Raw genomic sequence first — 12438 nt, 5'->3', positions numbered from 1 at the left:
ACCATTGGCCAGTTGCACAAGCCTCAGGGTGTCATAGCCCTTATCCGCACAGCTTGGTAGCACCATAGATTGCCAGGGTGAGCCGGCCTGACCTTTGACGGCCGCACACCTACCCCACCCACCACAAGGATGAAGAGAGCGCCGCGTGGAATCCGAAGTCAGTCGAGTCCAACTCAGCCACGATCCACGCAGTCAGCATGACGATCCCCTGCTGGATAGTCTGTTGAGCCTGTGTGTGCTGCACCAGAAACCCGCCAGCCGGGTCATGTTGACCACAGGCCTGCCGCTGCCCGCCCAGCGCCTGAGCCCCGAGCTGCTGCCCCGTGCCGCCGCCCGGGCAGGCCTGCAAGGGCGCCTGCTGCAGCGCAAGCTGGAGCAGATCCCGAGCATCGCCATGCCGGCCATGCTGCTGCTCAAGGAAGGCCGCAGCGCCGTTCTGCTGGGCTGGGAAAATGAGGACACCGCACGCCTGCTGCTCAGCGAGAGCGATGGTGGCGAGGTGCACGTCAGCCGTGAAGCGCTGCAAAGCGACTACAGCGGCCGCGTGTTCTTTGCGCAGCCGCAGCACAAGTTCGACGTCAACCACGGCAACCTCATCCCACGGGCGAAGTCGTGGTTCCGCGACACCCTGCTGCGCAGCAAGTGGCTGTACATCGACGCGATCGCCGCCAGCCTGGTGATCAACCTGATCGCCCTGGCCGCGCCGCTGTTCGTGATGAACGTGTATGACCGGGTGGTGCCCAACCAGGCCACCTCGACGCTCTGGGTGCTGGCCATCGGTATCGCCGGCGCGTATATCTTCGACCTGATACTCAAGGGCCTGCGCGGCCTGTGCCTGGACCTGGCCGGCAAAAAGACCGACCTGATCATCTCGGCAACGCTGTTCGAGCGCATCGTCGGCATGTCGATGAAGTACCGGCCTGCACGGGTCGGCAGCTTTGCTCAGAACATTCACGAGTTCCAGGGCCTGCGCGACTTCCTTGCCTCGCTGACCCTGACCAGCCTGATCGACCTGCCTTTCACCATCCTCATCCTGATCGTCATCGCCATCATTGGCGGGCACCTCGTATGGATCCCGATTATTGCCTTCCCGCTGGCCCTGGGCATCGGCTACGCCCTGCAACGGCCGCTGATGGCGACCATGGAACGGACCATGGCCCTGGCCTCTGAGCGCCAGTCCAGCCTGATCGAGACACTGGCCGGCCTGGATGCGGTGAAGGTCAACAACGCCGAAAGCGAGCGTCAGTACATGTGGGAGCAGACCCTCGGCACCCTCAGCCGCCTGGAACTGCGTGTAAAGGTGCTGTCGAGCCTGGCGATGAATATCACCCTGCTGATCCAGCAACTGGCAGGCGTGGCAATGATCTGCGTCGGCGTGTACCTGATCATCGACGGCAACCTGAGCATGGGCGGCCTGGTGGCCTGCTACATGCTCAGCGGCCGCGCCCTCGGCCCGCTGGGCCAGCTCAATGGCCTGCTCGCCCGCTATCAGCAAGCCAAGGTGACCATGGTCTCCACCGACCATATGATGGAGCTGCCGCAAGAGCGCAACTTCGAAGAGCGCCCGCTGAGCCGCAAGGTGCTGCAGGGTAGCGTCGAGTTCCGTGGGGTCGACTTCACCTACCCGAACCAGCAGAACCTGGCCCTGAAGAACATCAACCTCACCATCCGCCCTGGCGAGAAGGTCGGCATCATCGGCCGCAGCGGCTCGGGCAAGAGCTCGCTGGCCAAGCTTATCGTCGGCCTGTACGAGGCCGATGGTGGCTCACTGCTGGTCGATGGCGTGGACATTCGCCAGATCGATGTCAGCGAACTGCGCCACAATATCGGCTACGTCCCGCAGGACATCCAGCTATTGGCCGGCACCTTGCGTGACAACCTGGTCAGCGGCGCCCGCTACATCGAAGACGAATTGATCCTGCAAGCCGCCGAACTGGCGGGCGTGCATGAGTTCGCCCGGCTGCACCCGGACGGCTATGAGCTGCAAGTGGGTGAACGCGGTCAGAACCTGTCCGGCGGCCAGCGGCAGAACGTCGCCCTGGGCCGTGCGCTGCTGCTCAACCCACAGATACTGCTGCTGGACGAGCCGACCAGCGCCATGGACAACACCGGTGAAGAACGCCTCAAGCAGCGCCTGCAAGCGGTGGTGGAAGGCAAGACGGTGCTACTGGTCACGCACCGTGCCTCGCTGCTGTCGCTGGTGGACCGGCTGATTGTGATCGATCGCGGGCAGATCGTCGCCGACGGCCCGAAAGCCGCGGTCATGGATGCGCTGAAGAAGGGGCAAATCAGTGTTGCATAAGCTGGATATGGGGCAGTTCAAGGACGGCCTGCGGCGCTATTTCAAAGGCAGTGACTCGCTTGGCGGCCAGCCGCTGCCGGAGGTCAACAAGGCCCTTATCGAGGATGCGCCGCGGGTGGTGCGGCTGACCATTTGGGGCGTGATCCTGTTCTTCGTGTTCTTGATCGTGTGGGCCAGCGTTGCGCCCATCGACGAAGTCACACGGGGTGAAGGCAAGGCCATTCCGTCGTCCAAGGTGCAGAAGATCCAGAACCTGGAGGGCGGCATCGTAGCTGAAATTTTCGCAAAGGAAGGGGAGATCGTCGAAGTCGGCCAGCCATTGCTACGCCTGGATGAAACCCGCTTCGCCTCCAACGTGGGTGAAACCGAGGCCGACCGCCTGGCCATGGCCCTGCGGGTCGAACGCTTGAGCGCCGAGGTCCAGGACAGCCCGCTGAAGATCGACGAAGAACTGCGCAAAGCCGCGCCAAGCCAGGCGGCCAGTGAAGAGTCGCTGTACCAGAGCCGGCGCCAGCAACTGCAGGATGAAATTGGCGGCCTGCAGCAGCAGCTGGTCCAACGCCAGCAGGAACTGCGCGAATACAGCTCCAAGCGCGCCCAGTACGCTAACAGCCTTGAGCTGCTGCGCAAGGAAATCGGCATGTCCGAACCGCTGGTGGCGACCGGCGCGATTTCCCAGGTTGAGGTGCTGCGCCTGCGCCGTGCTGAAGTGGAAAACCGCGGTCAGCTGGACTCCACCGCACTGGCCATCCCGCGTGCCGAGGCTGCCATCCGCGAGGTGCAAAGCAAGATCGAAGAGACCCGTGGCAAGTTCCGCAGCGAAGCGCTAACCCAGCTGAACGAAGCGCGCACCGAACTGAACAAGGCCACCGCCACCAGCAAAGCGCTGGACGACCGGGTTCACCGCACCATGGTCACTTCGCCGGTGCGCGGTATCGTCAAGCAACTGCTGGTGAACACCATTGGCGGTGTAATCCAGCCTGGCAGCGATATCATCGAGATCGTGCCACTGGACGACACGCTGGTCATCGAGGCGAAGATCCTGCCCAAAGACATCGCCTTCCTGCACCCTGGCCAGGAAGCGACAGTCAAGTTCACGGCGTATGACTACACCATCTACGGTGGGCTGAAGGCCAAGCTTGAGCAGATCGGCGCCGACACCATCACCGATGAAGACAAGAAGACCACTTACTACCTGATCAAGCTGCGCACCGATCGCAGCCACCTGGGGACGGACGAGAAGCCGCTGCTGATCATTCCGGGGATGGTGGCGACGGTGGACATCATGACCGGCAAGAAGACCATCATGAGCTACCTGCTCAAGCCGATCATGAAGGCGCGTTCGGAAGCGCTGCGCGAGCGCTAGAAGGCAGACTCAAGGCCGCGTGCTTTCTCTGTGGGAGCGGCCTTGTGTCGCGAAAGGGCCGCAACGCGGCCCCGGGATTTTCGCATTACTGCATAAACTACTGGGGCTGCCATGCAGCCCTTTTCGCGACACAAGGCCGCTCCCACATGCACAGCGTCAGGCCTGGGAGTCAGATCAGGCAACTGGCAGGAAAGCTCTTTAGCGCCAGGGCGCAGGCTCACCGACCAGCTGGCCCTGAATCCCACCTACGCCCATCTCCTGCAACACCCGCCGCTCCCCTTCGGTCTCGACCCGCTCGGCAATCAGCGGCAAATCGATGCTGTGGGCCGCACGCTGAATCGCTTCGATGAACAACCGCTTGTGCTGCTCATGGTCGATGTTGCGGATGTAGCTGCCGTCAATCTTCAGGTACGCCAGGCCCAGGTGCGCCAGGTTGCCGATCATGCTGAAGCGCCCGCCAAAGCGCTGCAGCGCCAGGCCGAAGCCAAGCCCGTGCAGGCGCCGGGTGAGCTGCTCCAAGGCGGCCTGTTCAGGCAACTGCTCCTCGCCAATTTCAAAAACCAGCCGCGGGCCGAGCGCCGCGTTCTGGCCCAGCAGCTCGAAGACGCGCTGCAGGGCCTTGGGGTCGGCCAGGGTGGCGGCGGACAGGTTCAGCGCCAGCACCTGGTCGTGCCCTCGTAGGTGCGCCAACACTTTCTCCAGCACCAGCACATCCAGCCGTGGCATCCAGCCGAAGCGCTCCAACCAGGGCAGGAAGCGGCCCGCTGGCAACGCCTCGCCCTGGCCATCCTGCAAACGCGAAATCACTTTGTGGTGCAGTACCCGTTGCGCTGAAGCACAATCCACCACTGGCTGGAAGAACAGCTCGAAATGCCCATTGCCGAATGCCTGATCGAGCCGCTCGTGCCAGGCATGTTGGCTGTCCCCAGCCACTGCGGCAACGCCTTGCTCAAGGCACACCCAGCCCGGCGTTGGCTGGTTCTCGGCACGGGCCAGAGCCTCGTCGGCGAGTTTCAGCAACGCCTGCGGTGAGTCACCGGGGCTGAACGGCGCCAGGCCGATACAAGCGACCGGGTCGATATCACTGGCACCCGTTTCGTGCAGGCTCTGCAGCGTCGCCTCCAGGGCCTGGGCAAGTTGCACAGCCTCTTCATGCACCATGCCCGGCGCCAGCACGGCAAACTCGCCACCGCGGCTGCGGGAAATCAGGTCATTGGTTTCCGGGTAGCTTGCACAGGTGCGGCGCAACTGTTCGCCTACTGCCTGCAGCAACTGGTCGGTACGCTGGCCGCCAAGGCGGGCATTCAGGCCGGCCAGGCCCTGAACCCGCAGCAACAGCAGGTAGCCGGCGCGCGCCTCTTCCAGGTTGCTCACCCGGGTGTTCAGTTGCATTTCGAAATACCGGCGGTTGGACAGCCCGGTCAGGCTGTCCTGGTAGGACTCGGCACGCAGCCGCTCACTGCGCTCGGCCTGCTCGGTGAACAGCGCTTTGAGTTTCTCGACCATCTGGTTCATCGCCTGCACCACACGGCGTAACTCTGGCGTGCGCGGCAGCTCTGGAAGGCTGAGGAATTCGCGGCGGGCAATCGCGTGGGATTGCTCGACCATATAGTCCAGCGGCCGCAACTGGCGGCGCAACAGCAATGCACCGAGCACAGCACTGGCCGCACCACACAACAGCAACCAACCCAGGCTGCCCAGAGCACTTTGCCAAAGTTTGGCAATGGCGAACATCGGGTGGCTGATCACTTCAACGCGCGCGGCCTGTTGCCAGCCACGGCTGACGATGGCATCGCCACCAGCAGCCTCAAGGCCGATCAAGTGCACGAACCATCGCGGTACGCCACCTGGGTCCGGCTCAGCGTGGCGCTCCACCAGCACAGCATTGGAGCCCAGGTCGACGACCTTGATGCTTGCATAGTAACCACTGTCGAAGATCGAGCTAACCATCAGTTCGACCATCGCCGGGTCGTCGATATTCGGCGTCAGCGACAGCGCCAGCGCGGTCGCCGCGTCCTGGGCGTGCGAGCGCAACTGGTTGACATACTGGCTGCGCGAGCTTTCCAGGCTGACCATGAAACTGCCACTGAAGGCGACCACCAGGAACAGGCAAATGGCCAACAGCAATTGTTTGAACAGTGACATCTGTGCTCCTTCAGTAAACCGGCTCGGCCGGGAACCCTTCGGCCTGCATTTTCTTCAACAAATCCTGCCAGCGTGACAGCCGCTTGGTATCGCCGACCTTCTTGTTCCCGGCAGCGCCCGTCAGCCACAGCCCCTCGCCATTGAAGGCGTACACCGGCAACAGGTCGGTACGTTGGCTTGCCGGCTTGATGGCGTCCATCAGGCTGTCGAGCACCAAAGGCTGGGCCTGTGGGCTTGAATAATAGGTCAGGACCATGTGTGCCCGGTTCTGTCGCAGCGCCTTGACGTAGGTAATGCGCAGTTTTTCACTGGGGATACCCATGCGCCGCAGGCTGAAATATTTGGCGATGGCGTAGTCCTCGCAATCCCCTGCACCTTTGATCAGTGCCTGCACAGGCGTGGCCCAGTAATCGACTTCATGCCACAGGTCGATGTCTTCGACATAGCGCAATTGCTGGTTGAAGAAGCGGTTGACCACTTGCAGCCGCTCAAGCTCAGTCCCCTGCTTCTGCGTAGCCATCAGGTTCTGCCAGGCATCGATACGGCCCTGCCCGGCACCCAACGGGCCGTAGAGCGCCTGCGACTTGCGGCTGATCTGGGAAAAATCCCAATCCGCGTGCAAGCCGCCCAGCAGCAGACTGCCCAGCAGCGCGGCAAAGCCGACACGTCGCACAACGGTTTTCAGCAACCAGGATATCGCCACTGCGAAGCCCTGTTCAGACCAGTCGAAAGCAGCGATGGTGGGGCTTGCCACAACAAAAGACAATGGCACCCTGCAATCATGCACCCGCCTGTCAGGCCGCCTACACTTTCTAGTTATATCCTTCTGAAGGGCGCTTCCTTTGGCAGACGACTTCATCCACCATAGCCGCGCTTTTGGGGCGCCCGTACCCGTGCGGGTGCAGGTTTGACACCCTTACAAGCTGTTACTACTGTCATTGGATCCAACTTTAGTCATTGTTAAGGCAGACGTCGCGTGGCCGAGAAAATCAAACTGAGCAATGTGCTGGCAAGCGAACAGCTGCTGCCGCATCAGGCCCGTGGCGTGATCGAAGAGCGCCTGCGCAGTGCCATTCTCGATGGGCGCTTACCCCCAGGTACTGCCGTGCGCCAACAAGAACTCGCCACCTTGTTCGGTGTCAGCCGCATGCCCGTGCGCGAAGCCCTGCGCCAGCTCGAAGCGCAATCCCTGTTGAAAGTAGAGATGCACAAGGGCGCTGTGGTTGCGCCGCTGATCGGTGAGGATGCAGTGGACACCTATGCCCTGCGCGTATTGCTCGAGAGTGAGGCGCTGCGCCAGTCGATCCCGCTGCTCGATGCCAGCGACATCGCCAGCGCCCGCGGGTATATCCAGCAACTGGAGAATGAAACCCGTCACGCCGAAATCGGCCGCCTCAACCGCCTGTTCCACATGGCGCTATACAGCAGGGCACCAAACAAGAAGCTACTGCGCCTGATCGAGAACGAACTGAACGAGGAAGAGCGCTTCCTGCGCTTCCATCTTTCGTCCATGGGCTTGGGCAAGCTCACTCAGGACGATCACAACGCACTGGCGGATGCGGCCAGCGACAAACTGGTGGATGAGGCGGTAGCGGTGCTGGAACGGCATCTCAACAGCGGGGCGCGGGTAATTCGCAAGTACCTGGATACACAACTGGGGCGCTAACCCACTGCCGCCTAGCGCAGCGTGCGACCAGATGGGTTGCAAATTGATGCGGCGCCACCAACAATGAGACTAATTATCATTCATGTCCATTGATGCCGGCGCCCCTCCCCCATGCCCAGCAACGACTGCGTGCAAACGCTATACAGTGACCATCACGGCTGGCTGCATGCCTGGCTGCGCAGCAAGCTAGGCAATGCGGCCGATGCCGCCGACCTGGCCCAGGACACCTTCGTACGCTTGCTACAGCGCCGTGAACAATTGCAACTGAATGCACCCAGGGCCTTCCTGCGCACGGTAGCGCGCGGGTTGGTGATCGATCACTGGCGGCGCGAGGAACTGCACAGGGCTTACCTGGAGGCTTTGGCGCATGTGCCGGAAGCATTGGCCCCCTCTGCCGAAACCCGCGAGCTGCTACTGGAGTTGCTTGAGCGCATTGCACGCATGCTCGACGGCCTCAAACCCAAGGTACGTCGCGCATTCCTCCTGGCTCAATGCGAGGGGCTGAAGCACCAGGCCATCGCCGAACAGCTGGGGATCTCGGTGCGCACCGTAGAACGCTACATTGCCGATGCGCTCTATCACTGCTACGTGCTGCACTACCAGGACGAGTGCTGAGTCGATGACCGCCGCACGCCCTGATACGAAAGCGGTCAAGCAGGCCATCCAGTGGATGCTGCGGTTGCGCGAGAGTGGGCACGACCTGGCGTTGCAACAACAGTGTGCGCAATGGCGCAGTGCCCACCACGAACACGAACACGCCTGGCAGCGGGTGACGCACTTGCATCAAAACCTCGACCTACGCGCCATCCCCGGTGCCGGGCTGGCTTTGCAGACCCTGGAAACCAGCCAGCAGCGCCTGCGTCGAAGGCAGGCGTTGAAGCTGCTTGGGGGCGTTGTCATGGCGGGATCGGCGAGCTGGCTGGCTAAAGACCTCGATGCTGTCAGTGCCTGGGCATCGGACTATGCCACCGGCACGGGCGAACGGCGCGTCTTCACCCTGCCCGATGGCTCACTGATGCAACTCAACACCCGCAGTGCCGTGGACCTGGCCTTCATTGATCGGCAGCGTCTGGTCCGCCTGAAGCATGGCGAACTGATGATCACGTGTAATCCCCGGCATCCCGTGTTTGTACAAACCCGCGACGTGCTGCTGGAAGGCTTTGAAGGACGCTTTGTAGCCTATCAGGATAGCGACTGCACACGTGTCAGCGTCAGCCGCGGAAAAGTGGCGATACACCGGCCTGGCATTGCCCAACTGCAGTGGATCGAGAGTGGACAGAACTGGCGCCTGGATGCTCATGGCGCACAACGGATCGCACAGATGGACATGGACGCGATGGCATGGACTGAAGGGCTGATCGTCACTCAGAACATGCGCCTCGCGGATTTTCTCGCGCAGGTCAGCCGTTATCGCCATGGTTACCTGGGCTGCAGCAACGAGATTGCCGACCTGCGCCTGTCGGGCGTATTCCGCCTCGAAGACCCGGAACAATTGCTTCGGCTGCTACCGCAGACGCTGCCCGTACGGGTTCATCAACGTACACGCTGGTGGGTGCGTGTCGAAAGCACGACCTGATGAGGCCTTAACGTTTTTTTGTCGGGTTTTGAACCCCGGTCCGGCTAGGACAGTAAGCGACATCTTCTGCCCTCATCACTTCAACGGACCCTTCATGTTCATCAAGCCGGTGTTAAACCACACTTTCAGCCCGAATGATTTTCGACCAGTCCTGCAGTCCGCTTACTTACGCCATGCCATACGGGCTGCTCTGTTTGGTACCGCCATGGGCCTGGCAGCTGTTGCGCAACTGTCCGTTGCGGCTGAAACAGCCCAAGTGAGTCATCACTATGCAATACCGGCCGGCCAACTGGCCGATGTATTGAACCAGTTCGCTCGCCAGGCCGGCATCACCCTGTCCAGTACGCCTCAGTTGACCGATCGCCTGCAATCCAACGGCCTGCAGGGGCAATACGCCATTGATCACGCGCTGCGCCAGTTGCTTAATGGCAGCGGGCTGGAAGCTGTCAGCCAGGACGGACGCAACTATGTGCTGCAGGCACAGCATCAGGACGCAGCCCTGGCATTGCCAGACACCGATGTCCGTAGTTTCTCTCTGGGCAACGCCTTGGGCAGCATGGAGGGTTACAACGCCACGCATAGCCAAGTGGCGACCAAGACCAGCATGCCACTGGTGGAGACCTCCCAATCGGTCTCGGTAGTAACTCGCCAGCAGATGGACGATCAGGGCTCTCAGACCGTTGCCCAGGCCATGCGCTACACGCCTGGGGTACTGACCAACCCCTACGGTGCCACCCATCGCTACGACTATGTGGCCATGCGCGGCTTCAACGACGGCTCGGTGGATAACATCTACGTCGATGGGCTCAAGTCCATGGGCGACAATGGCACTTACAGCACCATGCAGGTGGACCCGTACTTCCTTGAGCGCATCGACATTCTCAAGGGGCCGTCTTCAGTACTCTATGGGCGAAGCTCGCCGGGCGGCCTGGTAGCCCTTACCACCAAGAAGCCACTGCTCACCCCTTTCCACCAGGTTCAAGCCACGGTCGGCACCCAGGGCCAGCGGAGCATGGGCTTCGACTTCAGTGGCCCTGTAGATGATGACAAGCGTATTGCGTATCGCCTGACAGGTTTGGCGGATGCTTCGGACACACAGTTCGACCACAACAAGGAAGAACGCTATACCATCGCCCCGGCCATCAGCGTCGACTTCACCGAGGACACCTCGCTCACACTGCAGGCTTACCTGCAGCACGACCCTAACGGCGGGTACCACGGCGGCAACCCTGCTGACGGTATGCTGCATAAGCGCAACGGCTTGCGCTTGTCGGACCACTTTTTCGAGGGTGAGCCGGGTATCGATAATTACGAGCGCACCCAGCAGTCCTTCAGCTACCAGTTCGAGCATCGCTTCAACGATGTGTTCACCGCGCGGCAGAACTTCCGCTACCAGGATTCCGACGTGTCCATGGACCAGGTGTACTCGGCCGGCTGGGCGGATGCCGACAGCAACATTCTCAACCGCGCCTATACCGGCGGCGACGAGCGCCTGCATTCGTACATCATCGACAATATGCTGCAGGCGGAATTCTTCACCGGCGCTGCCAAACACACCCTGCTGCTGGGCGCAGACTACCAGCGACGCAAAGCCGATGTCGCATGGTGCTATGGCACGGTCGACCCGCTGAACGCCGGCAACCCGCAATACGGCAATGGCAACCTTCAGGTACTGGGCGAAAACCGCTACCAGCGGCGCTTGCAGCAAACAGGTGTGTATCTGCAGGACCTGGTGGAGGTCGACCAGTGGCGATTCTCCCTTGGGCTTCGCCAGGACTGGGTGAAGGTGTCCGAGGAGAATCGCGACAGCGACACCAAGGTCAGCGATCAGCGCTCCAGGTTTACTACCCGGGCCGGGGTGCTCTACCTGTTCGAGAATGGCATTGCGCCTTATGTCAGCTACTCGGAGTCGTTCAATCCCAATACCGTGTCCGACCAGCAAGGCCGCCCGCTGGCACCGACCGAGGGCACTCAGTGGGAAGCCGGCATCAAGTATCAGCCTCCGGGCAGCGACAACCTGTTTACCGCATCGGTGTTCCGTATCGAGCAGGAAAACCTGGCTTCGAAGCAGCCTGACGAAAACTTTTATCGCCCGGTAGGTGAAGTACGCTCGCAAGGGCTGGAGCTAGAGGCTCATGTGCAGCTGAGCGACAGCCTGAAACTGCTGGGTGGCTATACCTTCACCGATATCGAGTACGCCAAGTCGATGCCGAGCCTGGTGTCGGCCAGCCTGGACAATGAAGGCAACGCGCCAACCCAGGCACCGAAACAGATGTTCTCGCTGTGGGCTGACTATAACTTCCACCAAGGGGCTCTGGATGGACTGCGGCTGGGCGGTGGGGTGCGATATGGGCTATAGCTGGGTGGATGCGGAAAACAGCATGAAGGTGCCTTCCTACACCCTGTTCGACGCTTCGATCGGCTATGACCTGGGGAAGGTGGGTCTGACGGGTGTGGATGTGCGGCTGAACGCAAACAACCTTACCAATGAAAGCTACATTACCTCATGTGCCAGCCTGAACTACTGCTACATGGGTGAAGAGCGCAATGTGAGCGCTACGGTCAGCTATCAGTTTTGAGCGTTATTGAAACTCGGAAAAGACAAAGCCCCTGTCTGCATCGCAGACAGGGGCTTTGGGTTTGAATCTTGACGATGACCTACTCTCACATGGGGAAACCCCACACTACCATCGGCGATGCATCGTTTCACTGCTGAGTTCGGGATGGGATCAGGTGGTTCCAATGCTCTATGGTCGTCAAGAAATTCTGTGTGCTGGCCCGTCCTTCGGACGTGCCTGCGAATCTCTGTAGTTCCTACTTAAAGACAAAACCCCTACCTGCATGTGCAGATAGGGGTTTTGCGAAATGAATCTTGACGATGACCTACTCTCACATGGGGAAACCCCACACTACCATCGGCGATGCATCGTTTCACTGCTGAGTTCGGGATGGGATCAGGTGGTTCCAATGCTCTATGGTCGTCAAGAAATTCTGTAGCCAGAATGTCCAGATGGACAGCCCAGCGAATTCGGATATGTGATTGTGTGGTTCGTTGCGAACTTTCGGTTCGTATCATCTTCACCACCGCAATTTGGCTGACGCGCAAATTGCTTGGGTGTTATATGGTCAAGCCTCACGGGCAATTAGTATTGGTTAGCTCAACGCCTCACAGCGCTTACACACCCAACCTATCAACGTCGTAGTCTTCGACGGCCCTTTAGGGGATTCAAGATCCCAGTGAGATCTCATCTTGAGGCAAGTTTCCCGCTTAGATGCTTTCAGCGGTTATCTCTTCCGAACATAGCTACCCGGCAATGCCACTGGCGTGACAACCGGAACACCAGAGGTTCGTCCACTCCGGTCCTCTCGTACTAGGAGCAGCC

Annotated in this window: 7 protein-coding genes, 3 rRNA genes and 1 pseudogene (1 of these 11 cut by a window edge); 6 read left to right on the top strand and 5 right to left on the bottom strand. The window is 60.7% G+C overall.

Annotation, left to right across the window (positions count from 1 at the left end):
• Nucleotides 1–145 precede the first annotated feature (145 nt).
• Both AB5975_10865 and AB5975_10860 read left to right on the top strand, forming a co-directional pair.
• Nucleotides 146–2302: a type I secretion system permease/ATPase gene (locus AB5975_10865; GenBank protein XDR22259.1), complete on the top strand. Its 2157-nt coding sequence runs from the start codon at nt 146–148 to the stop codon at nt 2300–2302.
• Between the two features lie 7 nt (nt 2303–2309).
• Nucleotides 2310–3668, top strand: coding sequence for an HlyD family type I secretion periplasmic adaptor subunit (locus AB5975_10860; GenBank protein XDR22957.1), 1359 nt, complete (start codon nt 2310–2312; stop codon nt 3666–3668).
• A 198-nt stretch (nt 3669–3866) separates the two neighbouring features.
• Here AB5975_10860 and lapD read toward each other — a convergent pair whose 3' ends face one another.
• Both lapD and lapG read right to left on the bottom strand, forming a co-directional pair.
• Nucleotides 3867–5813, bottom strand: a complete 1947-nt coding sequence (gene lapD, locus AB5975_10855) for a cyclic di-GMP receptor LapD (protein XDR22258.1) — start codon at nt 5811–5813, stop codon at nt 3867–3869.
• Nucleotides 5814–5823: 10 nt separating this feature from the next.
• Nucleotides 5824–6585: a cysteine protease LapG gene (gene lapG / locus AB5975_10850; protein XDR22257.1), complete on the bottom strand. Its 762-nt coding sequence runs from the start codon at nt 6583–6585 to the stop codon at nt 5824–5826.
• Between the two features lie 204 nt (nt 6586–6789).
• Here lapG and AB5975_10845 point away from each other — a divergent pair, with 204 nt between their 5' ends.
• From AB5975_10845 to AB5975_10830, 4 genes and pseudogenes are all read left to right on the top strand, one after another.
• The gene (locus AB5975_10845; GenBank protein ID XDR22256.1) at nt 6790–7479 is read left to right on the top strand and encodes a GntR family transcriptional regulator; all 690 of its coding nucleotides are present in this window, start codon (nt 6790–6792) and stop codon (nt 7477–7479) included.
• Between the two features lie 111 nt (nt 7480–7590).
• Complete coding sequence (locus AB5975_10840) at nt 7591–8094, top strand: sigma-70 family RNA polymerase sigma factor (protein ID XDR22255.1); 504 nt, start codon at nt 7591–7593, stop codon at nt 8092–8094.
• 4 nt (nt 8095–8098) lie between these two features.
• A complete protein-coding gene (locus AB5975_10835; GenBank protein XDR22254.1) occupies nt 8099–9055 on the top strand; it encodes a FecR domain-containing protein in 957 nt (318 codons plus the stop codon).
• Nucleotides 9056–9260: 205 nt separating this feature from the next.
• Nucleotides 9261–11634, top strand: a pseudogene (locus AB5975_10830) (TonB-dependent siderophore receptor).
• A gap of 66 nt (nt 11635–11700) precedes the next feature.
• Here AB5975_10830 and rrf (AB5975_10825) read toward each other — a convergent pair.
• From rrf (AB5975_10825) to AB5975_10815, 3 genes are all read right to left on the bottom strand, one after another.
• Nucleotides 11701–11816 (bottom strand): 5S ribosomal RNA (gene rrf / locus AB5975_10825).
• A 109-nt stretch (nt 11817–11925) separates the two neighbouring features.
• Nucleotides 11926–12041, bottom strand: a 5S ribosomal RNA gene (gene rrf / locus AB5975_10820).
• 136 nt (nt 12042–12177) lie between these two features.
• Nucleotides 12178–12438: ribosomal RNA gene (locus AB5975_10815) — 23S ribosomal RNA — on the bottom strand (it continues 2631 nt past the right edge of the window).

Source organism: Pseudomonas putida, from assembly GCA_041071465.1.
Classification (GTDB): Bacteria; Pseudomonadota; Gammaproteobacteria; order Pseudomonadales; family Pseudomonadaceae; genus Aquipseudomonas; species Aquipseudomonas putida_P.
This window is presented reverse-complemented; position numbering and strand designations above follow the sequence as displayed.